This is a genomic window from Methylobacterium sp. CCH7-A2 (assembly GCF_001557075.1).
Classification (GTDB): domain Bacteria; phylum Pseudomonadota; class Alphaproteobacteria; order Rhizobiales; family Beijerinckiaceae; genus Allobosea; species Allobosea massiliensis.
On record NZ_LSKN01000257.1, the window covers coordinates 1 to 15,597 of the forward strand.

Below are 15,597 nucleotides of genomic sequence, written 5' to 3' on the forward strand. Positions count from 1 at the left end.
GCGCGTCGGCCTGGTCGATCTGCAGCCGCGCCGAGAAATCGCCGGCGGCCGCAGCCGCGACCACCTCGCCGACATCGGAGACAACAGCTTCCATCGACTGGGCGCGGGCAAGGCGAGCCGCGGCCGCGGCCTGCTCCTGCTGCTCGAGCGCGCGGATGCGCTTGATGTTTTCCTGGAAATCGCCCAGCGCATGGCTGATCGCATCGACCTCGACCATGCCGACCTTGGACGGGATCCGCGCATCGTCAGCGCCGGACAGCATCAGCCCGACCGACTCCGCGAGCTGCCCCAGCGGCCGGACCACGCCGCGCTGGAAGAGCCACACGATGCCGATGACGGTGCCCGTCACCAGGAGGATCGCCACGAGCGATAGGGCCAGCTGCCAGCCTGCCTTGGTGATGCCGGCATCGATCTCGGCCGTGGCCTGGCTGAAGGCGGCGTCGCGCATCTGGAGGATCGTGGCGAGGGACTTCTGCGTCCAGGCGCGCCAGTCGGTCAGGCTCATGCCGGGCGGCGTGCCGTCGCGCGCCGCCTCATACATGGTGCGGTAGGTCTTGGCCTCCTCCTCGCGGAAGCCGGTCTGCACGGTGGCGAGCGCCGCCTTGAGCTGGGGCGTCACCTCCATCTGGGCGACCGCCTGGTCGATCAGCACCCAGAGCTGTTCGATGCGGCCACTGAAGCGGTCGACCTGCGAGGTCGCCGCCGGCGTCAGTTTCACGCCGCTGCCGACATATTGGGTGAAATGGACCGAACGGCTGCCGGCCGCCTCGCGGATCGTCGTGGCGAACTCGCCGAGCGAGACGGTGTTGCTGACCTCGGGATTGATGTCGCCGATCCGCGCGCCGATCTGGCGCTGCAGCGCGGTCTGCTGGTTGAGCAATTCGAGCACCGTCGCGCTGAACTGCTGGGCGACCTTGGGGTCGCGCTGCTGCAGGGGCTTGCTGCCCTCCGCCATGGCGATCCGGCGTGCCTCGGTGAGGCGAGGCGCGATCTGCGCCACCGGCCCGGCGAATTCCGAGCGCTTGCCGAAGCTCGTTTCTGCGACGCTCTGCTGCATCTGGGCGACGCGCGCATCGGTGTCCTGGGCCGACTGCTTGGCCGTGGCGGCGATCTTGCCGTCGGGATCGGCCGAGAGGATGACCTGGGTCATCCCGCCACGCTCGATCGCCGCGCGCTCGATCACCCGGCTGATCGCCTCGGAGGCGACGACGAGGCTGCGGGTCTCCCGCGCCGTCGAGAGGGCCTGCATCTGCTGGTAGGCGACATAGCCGCTCGCCAGGATGGCGGCGCCGCCGGCCGCGATGGTGCAGATGAGAAAATGCGTGACGCGCATGGCGCTCAATCCCCGACGGCCGCCGCCTCGAATCCGGTTGGCAGGTCGCGCCGTTCTGAGACGGCTTCGACCCGCACCAATCGGAGCGTTGTCGTCCGAGAAATAGGCCCCCGGCCGTTAACGCGAGCTTTCGAATCGCGGTTCTGGGGGCGTCGCGATCAGAGATTGAAGACGCGATGGGGCACGAATTCGCCTTGCTCGACCGCGCCAATGGCGATCAGCACGCCGCCGCAGGTGGCGTAGACCGCAGGGCTCGCCGGCAGCGCATCGCGTCCACGCAACAATACGCTCTGTCCGCGCTTGAGCCGCATCGCCGCATCGCGGCTGATCGCGATCTCCGGGATCAGCGACAATGCTGCCATCACCGGCCGCAGGGCGCCGGCAGCGCTGTCCGCGCTCTCGCGCAACGCGTCGACGGAGGTCGCGTCGGCGATGCCGAAGGGGCCGACCCGTGTGCGCCGCAGATGCGCGACATGGCCGAGGCAGCCGAGCGCCAGACCGAGATCGCGGGCGATGGCGCGCACATAGGTGCCCTTCCCGCATTCCGCCTCGAAGGTCGTCGTCTCCGCTGAATGGGAGACGATGCGCAGCGCGTCGATCTCGACCGGTCGCGCCTCGAGCACGACCTCCTCGCCGTCGCGGGCGAGATCGTAGGCGCGCTCGCCAGCGATCTTGATGGCCGAGAAGCGCGGCGGTACCTGGCTGATCGTGCCGGTGAAGCGTGGCAGCAGAGCCGCGATGGCGGCCTCCTCGGGGCGCGCCTCGGATGTCGCGATGACCTTGCCCTCGGTGTCGTCGGTGTCGGTCTGGCTGCCCCAGGCCACCGTGAACTCATAGGCCTTGCGGCCGTCCATCACGAAGGGAACGGTCTTGGTGGCTTCGCCGAGCGCGATCGGCAGCAGGCCCGAGGCGAGCGGATCGAGCGTGCCGGCATGGCCGGCCTTCTTGGCCGCGAAAGCCCGCTTGACCACCGCCACCGCATGCGTCGAGGTCATGCCGACGGGTTTGTCGAGCACGACCCAGCCATGCACGTCGCGCTTCTTCGGACGCGGCGCGAAGCTCTGACCCTGGGGTTCGAGGAGATCCGGTGCGGCCGGTTCAGTCATCGTCCTGCTCGTCGGTCTGGATGCGCAGCGGCTGCTTCAGGATGTCCTGACGCACCTTGTCGGAATACAGGATCGCATCGACGCGCTCGGCCTCGGCGAAGCTCTCATCCGCCAGGAAGCGGATATCGGGCGCGAATTTCAGGTTCACACGATGCGCGATCTCGCCGCGGATATAGCGCTTGTGGTCGTTGAGCGCCTTCAGCACCGGTTTCACGTCGCCGCCGCCGAGGGGCATGATGTAGCAGGTCGCGAGCTTGAGGTCGGACGAGAGGCGCACCTCCGGGACCGTGATGACGTGCCGGGCCAGCACCTCGTCATGGATATCGCCGCGCGACAAAAGCTCCGCCAGCGCGTGGCGGATGACTTCGCCGATGCGCAGCTGGCGCTGGTTGGGGCCGGAGGGTTTTGCGGGTCTTGCCATGATTCTCGTTCTCCGGGATCGGACCGGACGGACGGTCGATAAAAGCATCATGGCCGGGCAAGCCCGGCCATGATCAGCCTGGGTCGAAGCGGACGCCTCAGAGCGTGCGCTTGATCTCCTCGACGCGGTAGCACTCGATGACGTCGCCCGGGCGCATATCCTGGTAGTTCTCGAAGGACATGCCGCACTCCTGGCCCGCCACGACTTCCTTGGCGTCGTCCTTGAAACGCTTGAGCTGGGCGAGCTTGCCCTCGTGAACCACGACGTTGTCGCGGATCAGGCGGACATTGGCGCCGCGCTCGATCGTGCCGTCGGTGACGCGGCAGCCGGCGATCTTGCCGACCTTCGAGACGTTGAAGATCTCGAGGATCTGCGCGTTGCCGAGCATGGTCTCGCGCAGCGTCGGTGCCAGCAGGCCCGACATCGCGTCCTTCACATCATCCATCAGGTTGTAGATGATGTTGTAGTAGCGGATCTCGACGCCGGTGCGCTCCGCCGCCTCGCGCGCTTCCTTATGCGCACGGACATTGAAGCCGATCACCACCGCGCCGGAGGCCTGGGCCAGCGTGACGTCGGATTCGGTGATGGCGCCGACACCGGAGGACAGCACGCGGGCGCGCACCTCCTCGTTGCCGACCTTCTCCAGCGAGCCGACGATGGCCTCGACCGAACCCTGGACGTCGCCCTTGATGACGAGCGGGAACTCCTTGCGGCCGGCGCCTTCCTTGAGCTCGCGCATCATCTCGGCGAGCGAGCGGCCGGCGCCCGACGCAGCACCGCGCGCGGCGAGACGGTCGCGACGCTGACGCTCGCGATAATCCGTGATCTCGCGGGCGCGGGCTTCGGAATCGACCACCGCGACGCGGTCGCCGGCTTCCGGCGTGCCGTTGAAGCCGAGCACCTCGACCGGCATGGAGGGCGGAGCCTCCTTCATCTGGGCGCCCGTGTCGCCGATCAGGGCGCGCACGCGGCCCCATTCGGAGCCGGCTACGACGATGTCGCCGGTGCGCAGCGTGCCGCGCTGGACGAGCACGGTCGCCACCGGGCCGCGGCCGCGATCGAGCTTGGCCTCGATGACGGTACCTTCGGCTGCCCGCTCGGGGTTGGCCTTGAGCTCGAGCAGTTCGGCCTGCAGCGCGATCGCCTCGAGCAGCTTGTCGAGATTCTTGCCGGTCTTGGCCGAAACCTCGATTTCGAGCGTCTCGCCGCCCAGCGACTCGACCTGAATCTCGTATTGCAGCAGCTCGGCGCGGACCCGCTCGGGGCTGGCGTCGGACTTGTCGATCTTGTTGATCGCCACGATCAGCGGCACGCCAGCGGCCTTGGCGTGGTTGATCGCCTCGACCGTCTGCGGCATCACGCCGTCATCGGCCGCCACGACCAGCACGACCACGTCGGTGACCTTGGCGCCGCGGGCGCGCATCGCCGTGAAGGCGGCGTGGCCGGGCGTGTCGATGAAGGTCACCTTCGCACCCGAGGGCGTCGTCACCTGATAGGCGCCGATATGCTGGGTGATGCCACCCGCCTCGCCCGAGACAACATGCGTCTGGCGGATCGCGTCGAGCAGCGAGGTCTTGCCGTGGTCGACATGGCCCATGATGGTCACGACGGCCGGGCGCGGCAGCAGCGTCTCGTCCGTGTCGGGCGTGTCGAACAGGCCCTCTTCCACGTCCGATTCCGCCACGCGCTTGACGGTGTGGCCCATTTCCTCGGCGACGAGCTGGGCGGTGTCGGCGTCGATCACGTCGGTGATCTTGTGCATCGCGCCCTGCTTCATCAGCAGGCGGATGACGTCGACGCCCCGCTCGGTCATGCGGTTGGCGAGTTCCTGGATGGTGATCGTCTCGGGGATGATCACCTCGCGCATCACGCGCTCCTTCGCGACGTCCGAGGCGCGGTGCCCGGTCATGCGCTGGACGCGGCGGCGGAAGGCGGCGACCGAACGCGTGCGCTCGTCGTCACCGCCGGTCGCGGTCGACAGCGTCAGGCGGCCGCGCGGCTTTTCGCCGACCTTGGGAGTCTTCGGAGCCGGAGCCGGGGCGCCTCGCGGCGGGCCGCCCGCACCACCGCCGGGGCGGCGGAAAGCGGGCCTCGCCTCGCCATCATCGGGACGGCTGCGCGGGGTGGCGGCAGACGGCGCCTGACGCGTCGGACGGGTGATGGCGGGCTCTGCCGGAGCCGTGGCATCGACGCGCGGGGGGCGCGGCGTGTCGAGACGCGGCGGACGGGAATCGAGCCGGGGCGGACGCGCGCCGACATCCCGCATCGGGGCACGGGGCGCGAAATCGGGTCGCGGGCCTGCGGCGGCCGGGCGCGGCGCATAGCCGGCAGCGGCGGGCGGCGGAGAGGACGGCGCCTGCGAGGGAGCCGCGGGCGCGACATCGCGCGGCGGCTGCGGCGCACGCGGAGCCTGCGGCTCGTCCATCCGCTGGCGGGCGGCGCTTTCGGCGCGGCGCTTGCGGTCTTCCTCCTGGCGGCGGCGCTCTTCCTCTTCGCGCTGGCGCGCAGCCGCGGCTTCGCGCTCCTGGCGTTCACGCTCCGCGGCGAGAGCCCGGGCGCGGGCCTCCTCCTCGGCGATGCGGCGGGCTTCAGCCTCACGATCGCGGGAGTCGGCGAGGGCGCGCTGGCGCGCTTCCTTCTCGTCCTCTGAAAGGGTGCGCAGCAGCATGCCGGAGGCGGGCCGGGCCGGCGGCGTCGGCGCGGCCGGAGCCGGACGCGGAGCGGCCTGCTGCACCGGCGGCGCGGCGGGACGCGGCGCGGGGGCCTCCTTGGCGTCCGGGCCGGCGACACGCCGCTTGACCTCGACGACCACCTGCTTCGACCGCCCATGCGAGAAGCTCTGCCGGACAGTGCTCTGCTCGACGGGACGCTTCAGGCTCAGGGTCTTCGGGGGGCTGACGGTCAAGGTCTTGTCGCCCGGGGTCTTGGTATCGCTCATTCTGTGCTCGGTCCTGCCGCGTTCGGTCCAGCCGGTTCGGTCGTTCGTTGGTCTACGGAATCGTCGCCTGCGGGGTTGGCACCGGTCGGCTTATCCGGGTCGGTTGCGCCGGCATCGCCCGTCCGATAGCGAACGAGCCGACGCCAGCGGGAGAGGAAACCCTCCGCCGCCGGTCCCGGAGCAAGCGCCGCATGTATCACATGTGGGCGGCCTAACGCCAATTCCAAATCTTCGCTCGCGAAAATTGCCACGACAGGCAGCTTTCGCGCCTTCAGACCGGCCTCTTCGCGGGCGACTTCGGCCCGGCGGAGCGCCTGGCCGATCTTGCGACGCCCATCCTCGGCGCCGTCCTGTGCCTCGATCACGCCGGCGCACTGGCCGGAGCCGATCATCGCCTCGACCTTGGCGAACCCCGCCTGCACGAGCCCGGCCTTGTTGGCCATGGCCAGCGCCTGCAGCGCGTCCTTGTGCATCAACCGGTCGATCGTCGCAGCCAAATCGGGCGGCACGACGACCTTGGTCTTCAGCGAGCGTTCGAAGGCGCGGCGCTTGATCGCCTCGGCGACGGTCGCGGCGCTGAGGCTGGCCCAGACGCCGCGCCCCGGCAGCTTGCGCCGCAGATCCGGCACCAGCACGCCATCGGGGCCGACGACGAAGCGGATCAGATCGTCCGGCGACTTGACCGCCCGCGTCACGACGCAGCTGCGCTCCGGCCCGTCGCGACGGGCCTGGGGCGTTTCGCGCGGACCGCGCGCCGCAGCCGCGTTCATGGCGCGCTCCCGGCTCAGGCCTCGGCTGTTGCCTCGGTGGTGTCCTCGGCTTCCTCCGCCGGAGCCTCGACCCAGCCGGCCTGGATGCGGGCGGCCATGATGATGGCCTCGGCGTCCTGACGCGAGAGGTCAAAGCCGTCGAGATAGCCGGAGTGGCGGGTGGTCTCGCCGTCCTTGCGCTCGGTCCAGCCGACGAGATCGTCGGTGGCGCAGCCGGCGAGATCCTCGACCGACTTCACGTCGTTCTCGCCCAGCGCGACCATCATCGCGGTGGTGATGCCGGCGACCTCGCGCAGCCCGTCTTCGACGCCCAGCGCCCGGCGCTTCTCGTCGAACTCGGCCTCGACCGCGGCCAGATACTCCTGCGCGCGGGACTGGATCTCGGCGCCGGTCTCCTCGTCGAAGCCCTCGATCGAGGCGAGCTCGGAGGGATCGACATAGGCGACCTCCTCGACCGTCCGGAAGCCTTCCGAGGCCAGCAGCTGGCCGACCGTCTCGTCGACGTTCAGCGCGTTCATGAAGATGTCGGTGCGGGTGACGAACTCCTTCTGGCGCCGCTCGGATTCCTCGGCCTCGGTCAGGATGTCGATGTCCCACCCTGTGAGCTGCGAAGCCAGGCGAACGTTCTGGCCACGGCGGCCGATCGCGAGGGAGAGCTGCTCGTCGGGCACCACGACCTCGATCTTGTCCGCCTCTTCGTCGAGCACGACCTTGGCGACTTCCGCCGGCTGCAGCGCGTTGACGACGAAGGTCGCGACGTCGGGCGACCACGGAATGATGTCGATCTTCTCGCCCTGGAGCTCGCCGACCACGGCCTGCACGCGCGAACCGCGCATGCCGACGCAGGCGCCGACGGGGTCGATCGAGGAATCGCGGCTGATCACGGCGATCTTGGCGCGCGAACCCGGATCACGGGCCACCGCCTTCACTTCGACGATGCCGTCATAGATCTCCGGCACTTCCTGGCCGAAGAGCTTGGCCATGAACTGCGGATGGGTACGGGAGAGGAAGATCTGCGGCCCGCGCGGCTCGCGGCGCACGTCGTAGACATAGGCGCGGGCGCGGTCGCCGACCTTGAAGGTCTCGCGCGGGATCATCTCGTCGCGGCGGATGATCGCCTCGCCGCGGCCGAGATCGACGAAGACGTTGCCGTATTCGACGCGCTTGACGGCGCCGTTGACGATCTCGCCGATGCGGTCCTTGTACTCGTCGTACTGGCGATCGCGCTCGGCCTCGCGGACCTTCTGCACGATGACCTGCTTGGCGGCCTGGGCGGCGATGCGGCCGAAATCGAAGGGCGGCAGCGGATCGGCGATCACGTCGCCGACCTGGGCGGCCGGGTTGTGGCGCTTGGCCTCGTCGACGGTGATCTCGACGGCCGGATTCTCGACGCTGTCGACCACCTGGAGATGGCGCGCCAGGCGCAGCTCACCGGTCTTGGTGCTGATCTCGGCATGGACGTCGGTCTCGGCGCCGTAGCGCGAGCGGGCGGCGCGGGCGATGGCGTCCTCCATCGCGTCCAGCACGATCTGCCGGTCGATCGATTTCTCGCGGGCGACGGCGTCCGCGATCTGAAGCCATTCGAGCCTGTTGGCTGCGACCACCATGGCGCTCACTCCTCTTCGGTTGTGTCGGGCGGAGTCTGTCCGCGAATCTTGTCGGGCCGCGGGCCCAGCGACTTCTTGCGTCCCTTGGGCGGCGCGGCGATATCCTCCGCGGGCGGCATCGCGGGCGGCAGCCCGGCCTTGCCGCGGCGCAGCGACTCGGTCACCAGCGCATCGGTCAGCACCAGCCTTGCATCGGCGATCAGCCCCATCGGAATCGCGACATGGCGCTCCTCCTCGGTCTTGGCGTCGTCGCGGGCGAGCAGAGCGTTGCCGCCCTCGACTCCGAGCAGGATGCCCCGGAAGCGCTTGCGGCCAGCCACGGGGGCCTCGGTGTCGATCTTCGCGAGATGGCCGGCCCAGCGCGCGAAGTCGCCGGCGCGGACGAGCGGCCGGTCGATGCCGGGCGACGACACTTCGAGATGGTAGGCGACCTGGATCGGGTCGTCGACATCGAGCGCCGGCGAGACGGCCTGGCTGACCTCCTCGCAACCCTCGACATTCATCGTGCCGTCCGGCCGCTCGGCCATGATCTGCACGGTGCAGCCGTTCTGGCCGGTCACGCGAACCCGCACCAGCCGGTATCCGAGATCGACGATGGCGGGCTCGATGATCGCGGCGACGCGCGCGGCCACGCCGCTCTCGACGACGAGGCGGGGGTCGTTGTCCTGTTCGCTGGCGTTCGGCTCGTTCATGCCCTGGCTGCCTGCCTCTCGGCCGGGCTGGCGCCCGGCTTCGACCGAAGGATGGTGCATGGAGCGCCGGGAGCGGCCGCGCGGGGGCCGCCGGCCATCGGCGTCATGCTCGGCCCCGGCTGGGCTGCGGCCAACAAAAAAGAGCGGACCTTCCGGCCCGCTCTTGATCATCGGCTGATACCGAAACCAGAGCTGTTGGCGCCTATTTAGTCTGCATCGGCCCCGCTGGCAAGCGTCCTCTCCGGCAGGGGAGCCCCGCAAAGTCCGGTGCGGCATTCCGCTAACCCGCTGGTCATCCTTCTGCGTCATGGTGATGCCGCTGCGCGTTGCTTGGGGATGAGTATGAGTTCTGTCAGTTCGCTGTTGCGCGATCTCGAGACGACGATGGTGCGCGGCTCCGCCGACGAGCGCACGCAGATCCTGTCGCGTCTGACCGACCTCTTCCTCAGCACCGCCGCGGTCATGGACGAGGACCAGGTCGGCATTTTCGATGTCGTGATCGGCCGCCTTTCGCGCGCGATCGAACTCAGGGCCCGCATCGAACTCTCTGAACGGTTGGCGCCCGTGCCCAATGCACCGGCCGGCGTGGTGCGCCAGCTGGCGCTCGACGAGATCGCCGTCGCCCGGCCCGTCCTCGTCGCCTCGCCCCGCCTGACCGATCAAGACCTCGTCGCCATCTCCGCGGCGAAGGGGCGCGATCACATGCTCGCCATCACCGAGCGCGCCGCGCTCGGCGAGCCCGTGACGGATTTCCTGATCCTGCGCGGCGGCCGCCTGGTGACCCACGCCATCGCCGCCAATCCGGGCGCGCGCTTCTCCCATCACGGCATGGGCGTCCTCGTCATGCGGGCCAATCAGGACGATGCGCTGCAGTCCGCGCTCGGCGAACGCAAGGATCTGCCGGCCGAACTCGCTAGCCAGCTCATGGCGGCGGCGAAGAACTCGGCGCGGCGTCGGCTGTCGGCCGGGCTCGATCCTGACATGGCTGAGGTCGTCGGGGATGCCGTCGAGCGCGGCGCGCTCGCCGTGGCCGCGGACGCGCAGATCAAGAGCGATCTGGGGGCCGCCAACGAGGCGCTGGTCGAAATCAACCGCCTCCGCGACGCCAACCAGCTCGACGAAGCCGCAATCGTCCGCTTCGCCAGCTCGGGCGCCACCGAATACGCGATCTGTGCCGTCGCGGTGCTGGCCGAGCTGAGCCTGCCGGCGGCCGAGCAGGCCGTGCTGGGGCCGGACCGCGACGCGGTGCTGCTGGTCGCGAGGGGGCTCGGCTGGTCCTGGGAGACGGCCGCGGCGCTGATCGGCCTGCGCAAGGATTTCGGCAAGTCGGAAGCCGCCATCGAGCGGGCACGGCAGCATTTCCGCACCATCGCCCAGCCGACGGCGCAGCGCGTCCTCGGCTTCCTCAGGATGCGCGACGCACAGCAGTGAGATAGCTCGATACCCGCCCCGCCGCGACCGCCTTGGCCTCGTAGCGGGTGCGGATCCAGCCGGGATAAGGCTGGCGCCAGTCCTCGGCCCGTTCGTCGGTCCAGTCGAAATCGGGCGAGCGGGCCAGCCGCGCCAGCGTCCAGCCGACATAGTCGTCGATGTCGCTGGCGAAGCGGAAGCGTCCGCCCGGACGCAGCGTCCGCGCCAACAGCGTCAGCGTGCGGTCGGAGACGAAACGGCGCTTGCGCTGGCGCCGCTTCGGCCAGGGATCGGGATAGAGAAGGTCGATCGCATCGAGCGAGCCCGCCGGCAGACGCGGCAGGAGCAGCGCCGCGTCGCCGTCCCAGATGCGGATGTTGTCCAGGCGCTCGCGTTCGATCACGGCCAGGAACTTGGCCATGCCATTGATGAAGGGCTCCACGCCGATGAAGCCGATCTGCGGGCTCTCGCGCATGCGCATCAACAGATGCTCGCCGCCGCCGAAGCCGATCTCGAGCCGCACCGCCTCGACCGGCCGCGGAAACAGCGCCTTGAGGTCGGCGATCTCGCCCTCCGGCAGGCGCAGCCGCGGCAGCGCCGTGTCGATCATCACGCTCTGGCCCTCGCGCAGGGCCTTGCCCTTGCGCCGGCCGAAAAAGGCGCGGTCGGGATCGTGGTCATGGGTCATCGGGACGGTCTTCTGGCTGGATGGCGTGGCGGTCGAACGGCGTGCCTAGCAAACAAAAAGGGCCGGAGCGACATGCTCCGGCCCGATCGAATGGTCGGCTGCGTCTGCGTCAGGCGGCGACGGCCTTCTTCAGCGCGTCGACCAGATCGGTCTTCTCCCAGGAGAAGCTGCCGTCGCGGCCGGCCTTGCGGCCGAAATGGCCATAAGCTGCCGACTTGGCGTAGATCGGCTTGTTGAGCTGGAGATGGGTGCGGATGCCGCGCGGGGTCAGGTCCATGACCTCGCCCAGGACCTTCTCCAGCTTGGCCTCGTCGACCTTGCCGGTGCCGTGCAGGTCGACATAGATCGACAGCGGCTTGGCGACGCCGATGGCGTAGGAGAGCTGGATCGTGCAACGCTCGGCGAGCTTGGCCGCGACCACGTTCTTGGCGAGATAGCGCGCCGCATAGGCCGCCGAACGGTCGACCTTGGTCGGGTCCTTCCCCGAGAAGGCGCCGCCGCCATGGGGCGCCGCGCCGCCATAGGTGTCGACGATGATCTTGCGGCCGGTCAGGCCGGCGTCGCCGTCCGGGCCGCCGATGACGAACTTGCCGGTCGGGTTGACGTGCCAGACGGTGTCCTTCGAGATCCAGCCCTCGGGCAGGGTCGAGCGGATGTAGGGCTCGACGATCTTGCGGACATCGGCCGAGGACAGGCTCGCATCGGTGTGCTGGGTCGAGAGCACGATCTGCGTCACGCCGACCGGCTTGCCGTTCTCGTACTTGACCGTGACCTGGCTCTTGGCGTCGGGGCCGAGCTTGGCGGCGCCGCCTTCCTTGGCGTGCCGGGCCTTGGCCAGCACCTCGAGGATCTTGTGCGAATAATAGATCGGCGCCGGCATCAGCTCGGGCGTCTCGCGGCAGGCATAGCCGAACATGATGCCCTGGTCGCCCGCGCCTTCATCCTTGTTGCCGGAGGCGTCGACGCCCTGGGCGATGTCGGCGGACTGGGCGTGCAGCAGCACGTCGATCTTGCACTTCTTCCAGTGGAAGCCGTCCTGCTCGTAGCCGATCGCCTTGATCGCGCGGCGGGCGGCCGACTTGACCTTGCTCTTCATCGCCTTCTCGTCGAGCGAGGTGCGGACCTCGCCGGCGATGACGACGCGATTGGTCGTGGCCAGCGTCTCGCAGGCGACGCGCACCTGCGCGGCGTCCATCCCCGCCTTGGCGGCTTCCTTGAAGAACAGGTCCACGACCTCGTCGGAAATACGGTCGCAGATCTTGTCGGGATGGCCCTCGCCGACGGATTCGCTGGTGAACAGGTAATTCTGGCGTGACACGGTGGGACAACCCTTGGTCAGCGATGGCAGGAGGCCGGCCCTGGGACCAGAGCCGGCCGACGAAAAACGGCCAACCTCTTTGCAGCGGACGTGTTCGGCGTCAAGCACGCCGAACCGTTTACCGGGAGAATCGTTCGACAGGGCGAACGATCAGGGCTCGTTTTCAGGTGTTTTCTGGCTCTTCTTCGGCGAGGGTCTCGACAAGGTCGATGATGCGGCGCCGGACCTTGGCGCTCTTGATCCGCACGAAGGCCTTCGTCAGTTGCACGCCTTCGCTGCTCGACATGAAGTCCGAGACATAGGCATTCGCGGCTGAATCGGAGAACCCCCCGGTCGGCATGTCGCCGGTCGGAGCGCCCTCGAAGAAGAACGACACCGGCACGTCGAGCATCTTGGCGATCTGCTGGAGCCGGCTGGCGCTGATCCGGTTCGAACCCTTTTCGTATTTCTGGACCTGCTGGAAGGTCAGCCCCAGCGCATCGCCGAGCTTTTCCTGGCTAACGCCCGCGAGCATGCGCTGCATCCGCACGCGACTGCCGACATGGCGGTCGATCGGGTTGGGGACTTTTTTTAACATAGGTTTGCCTTGGCTCTTCGCGCTGGCTCGGATGCATGGGTTCCGGCGGCAGCATAGTCAATTGGTTTGAGGCGGTGGAGGTCGGCACCCTATCCCCTCGGTTTACAAGTTCCAAATGGGATTAGTCACGGGGCAGCATTCGCGCCAGCAGCAAGAAGCCAGCCAAAAGGGCGACATAGGCCCAGTCCGCGATGCGGCCGTAGAGCGTGGCCGGGCCGGCGCGCGGCAGCCCGACATCCAGCACGCCCTCGCGTCCGAGAGGCAGGCTCGCCAGCGTCCGGCCATAGCCGTCGGTCACCGCCGAGATGCCGGTGTTGGCGACGCGCACGAGAGGCAGCCCCTCCTCGATCGCGCGCAGCCGCGCTTGGGCGAAATGCTGGTAGGGCCCGCTCGTCTGCCCGAACCAGCCGTCATTGGTCAGGTTGAGCAGGAAGCCGGGACGCGGCCCCTGTGGCATGGCTTCGCCCGGGAACACCACCTCGTAGCAGATCAGCGGCGCGGCCGGCGGCAGGCCGCGGATCGTCAGCGGCAGACGGCGCGTTCCGGCGGCGAAACCGCCCGGCACGGACACGAACTCCGAGAGCCCGACGCTGCGGATCAGCCGCTCGAGAAACGCCGGCAGATACTCGCCGAACGGCACCAGATGGACCTTGTCGTAGCTCGAGACGATCGCGCCCTCGTCGTCGACGACCTGGATCGAATTGAAGATCGGTGGCCGGCTCTCGCCCGGCAGCACCTCGCCGGCCCGCGCGGCGCCGGTGATCAGCGTGGTGTTGGGCGGCAGCAGGGCGGCGATCCGCGCCAGCGCCTGCGGGGTCCGTCCGAGCAGGAAGGGGAAGGCCGATTCCGGCCAGATCAGATGGGTCACGGCCTGGACGCCGGGCGTGCTCGGGCTCGTCGCCCGGTCGCTGAGCGTCAGATACTGGTTCAGGATCGCTTCGCCATTGCGGGCGTTGAACTTGGCGTCCTGCGGCAGGTTCGGCTGCATCAGCCGCAGCTTGACGCCGGCGACCAGCGGCACCGGATCGGCAGGGACACGCCAGAGGCCGAAGCCGAAGAGGCCGGCGACGGCCAGAAGCGCCAGCACCGGCATCCGCCAGCGCGCGAACGCGCCCTCCGACGTGCCGAGCGTCGCCGGCGCCGCCCCGATCGCGACCGCCAGCAGCGTCAGCCCGTAGAGCCCGACGAGGGAGGCGGCCTGCGCGATCTGCGCCTGGCCGGCGAGCATCATGCCGTAGACGTTCCAGGGAAAGCCCGTCAGCACATGGCCGCGCAGCCATTCGCTGAGCGAGAGCATGACCGCCAGAACGAGGATGCGGCCGGCGCCGGTCGACCAGAGCAGCCGCGCGCAGCCGAAGCCGAGTGCGGGGAAGAACGCCAGCAGCGCCGGCAGTGCCACGACGCCCAGCGGCATCGCCCAGGCGAATTTGTCGGCCTCCACGAGGAAGGCCGCACCCAGCCACCACAGCCCGGCCAGAAAGAAGCCGAAGCCCCACCACCAGCCTGCGGCGGCGGCCGCACGGAAGCGGGCGAGAACGCTCCCGCCGACCGATCCATCGACCAGCCAGACGGCTGCGGTCATCGGCACGACGATCAGCGGCCAGAGATCGAGCGGGGGCAGGGCCAGCGCGCCGCTGGCGCCGGCGAGACAGGCGATCGCTCGCCTGCGCCATCCCCAGGCGAGAATGACGCCGTCGGCCAGAGACGCTAACCGCATCAGACCGTTTCCGCCGCGCTTGTGTCCTCGCCGGCCGGGCGGCGGTGGATGCTGAGGCGCTTGACCCGGCGGCTATCGGCTTCGAGCACCTCGAAGATCAGCCCTTCGGGCCCCTCGATCGTTTCACCCTGTTCAGGAACGTGCCCGGCCAGCGTCACGATCAGCCCGCCCACGGTGTCGACCTCCTCCGCGATCGGGTTCTGCGACAGGTCGATCCCGGTGGCCTCGCGCAGTTCGTCCAGCGTGGCGCGGGCGTCGGCGCTGTAGCGCCCCTCGCCATCGGGCGTGATGGCGGGCGCCTCCTCGAGATCGTGCTCGTCCTCGATGTCGCCGACGACGATCTCGATCAGATCCTCGATGGTGACGAGCCCGTCCGTGCCGCCATATTCGTCGATCACGAGGGCGATATGGGTCCGTGTCGTCTGCATCCGCACCAGGAGTTCGACGGCTGGCATCGAGGGCGGGACGTAGAGGACGGGCCGCATGATCTTGGTGGCGGCCAGCGTCATCGTCAGATCGACCGCGCCGAGATCGTGGAGCGCCGGCTGGGACAGCCCCGCGCTCGGCTCGGCCTTGGCCTGGCCGGCAATGAATTCGAGGAAGTCGCGGATATGGACCATACCGCGGGGATCATCGAGCGAGTCGTCGAAGACCGGCAGGCGGGAATGGCCGGCGGTTCGAAACAGCGCCAGCAACTCGTCCAGCGTCGCATCCGCAGGCACGGCGATGATGTCGGCGCGCGGGATCATGACGTCGCCGACGCGCCGCTCCCGCAGGCTGAGAACATTGGAGAGCATGGCGCGCTCCTGCGTGCTCAGATCGGCGAGTTGTCCGCTGCCCTGGGCCAGTGCCTCGGTGATCTCCTCGCGGATGGTTCCGCCGCCACGCAGGCCGAGCCTGTCCAGAAAATGGCTGAGCCAATGGGTGAGGCCGCGTCCGGCGGCTTCGGGCTGGGTCTGTCGACTGTCGTCGCTCATGATCGTGAGGGTCGGTCCGGGGTGGGAACAGGCGCGGGTGAAG

Annotated in this window: 12 protein-coding genes and 1 pseudogene; 1 reads left to right on the plus strand and 12 read right to left on the minus strand. The window is 69.1% G+C overall.

The genetic code is table 11. From position 1 onward, the window contains the following. The 7 genes and pseudogenes from AX750_RS19645 to rimP all read right to left on the minus strand — a co-directional run. Positions 1–1,333, minus strand: a pseudogene (locus tag AX750_RS19645) (hypothetical protein); the annotation flags it as partial. Positions 1,334–1,491: 158 nt separating this feature from the next. Next, positions 1,492–2,439 carry a tRNA pseudouridine(55) synthase TruB gene (gene truB / locus AX750_RS19650; RefSeq protein WP_066734854.1) on the minus strand — a complete coding sequence of 316 codons (948 nt, stop codon included), beginning with the start codon at positions 2,437–2,439 and terminating at the stop codon, positions 1,492–1,494. Beyond that, on the minus strand, positions 2,432–2,860 hold the full coding sequence (rbfA, locus tag AX750_RS19655) for a 30S ribosome-binding factor RbfA (RefSeq protein WP_066734856.1): 429 nt from the start codon (positions 2,858–2,860) through the stop codon (positions 2,432–2,434). The genes truB and rbfA overlap by 8 nt, the downstream gene beginning before the upstream one ends. A gap of 97 nt (positions 2,861–2,957) precedes the next feature. After that, entirely contained in the window at positions 2,958–5,798 is a 2,841-nt protein-coding gene (infB, locus tag AX750_RS19660; RefSeq protein WP_066734858.1) for a translation initiation factor IF-2, read from the minus strand. Next, entirely contained in the window at positions 5,795–6,568 is a 774-nt protein-coding gene (locus AX750_RS19665) for an RNA-binding protein (protein ID WP_082733131.1), read from the minus strand. The genes infB and AX750_RS19665 overlap by 4 nt, the downstream gene beginning before the upstream one ends. Before the next feature lie 14 nt (positions 6,569–6,582). After that, positions 6,583–8,175, minus strand: coding sequence for a transcription termination factor NusA (gene nusA, locus AX750_RS19670; RefSeq protein WP_066734860.1), 1,593 nt, complete (start codon positions 8,173–8,175; stop codon positions 6,583–6,585). Between the two features lie 5 nt (positions 8,176–8,180). After that, positions 8,181–8,867 (minus strand): ribosome maturation factor RimP, encoded by a 687-nt coding sequence (rimP, locus tag AX750_RS19675; RefSeq protein WP_082737613.1) that lies wholly within the window; start codon positions 8,865–8,867, stop codon positions 8,181–8,183. A 342-nt stretch (positions 8,868–9,209) separates the two neighbouring features. Between rimP and AX750_RS19680 the strand changes: the two genes are divergently transcribed. Next, positions 9,210–10,298, plus strand: coding sequence for a DUF2336 domain-containing protein (locus AX750_RS19680; protein ID WP_197431964.1), 1,089 nt, complete (start codon positions 9,210–9,212; stop codon positions 10,296–10,298). On the opposite strand, the gene AX750_RS19685 is transcribed toward AX750_RS19680, so the two are convergent. From AX750_RS19685 to AX750_RS25675, 5 genes are all read right to left on the minus strand, one after another. Then, positions 10,273–10,965: a tRNA (guanine(46)-N(7))-methyltransferase TrmB gene (locus AX750_RS19685; RefSeq protein ID WP_066734864.1), complete on the minus strand. Its 693-nt coding sequence runs from the start codon at positions 10,963–10,965 to the stop codon at positions 10,273–10,275. The two genes, AX750_RS19680 and AX750_RS19685, sit on opposite strands and share 26 nt — an antisense overlap. Before the next feature lie 109 nt (positions 10,966–11,074). Then, positions 11,075–12,283, minus strand: a complete 1,209-nt coding sequence (gene metK / locus AX750_RS19690; RefSeq protein ID WP_066734866.1) for a methionine adenosyltransferase — start codon at positions 12,281–12,283, stop codon at positions 11,075–11,077. A 163-nt stretch (positions 12,284–12,446) separates the two neighbouring features. Next, complete coding sequence (locus tag AX750_RS19695; RefSeq protein ID WP_066734868.1) at positions 12,447–12,860, minus strand: helix-turn-helix transcriptional regulator; 414 nt, start codon at positions 12,858–12,860, stop codon at positions 12,447–12,449. Between the two features lie 121 nt (positions 12,861–12,981). Continuing rightward, on the minus strand, positions 12,982–14,577 hold the full coding sequence (gene lnt, locus AX750_RS19700) for an apolipoprotein N-acyltransferase (protein WP_082737612.1): 1,596 nt from the start codon (positions 14,575–14,577) through the stop codon (positions 12,982–12,984). Beyond that, complete coding sequence (locus AX750_RS25675; protein WP_067993955.1) at positions 14,577–15,554, minus strand: hemolysin family protein; 978 nt, start codon at positions 15,552–15,554, stop codon at positions 14,577–14,579. Before AX750_RS25675 ends, lnt begins: the two co-directional genes overlap by 1 nt. Between the last annotated feature and the right edge of the window lie 43 nt (positions 15,555–15,597).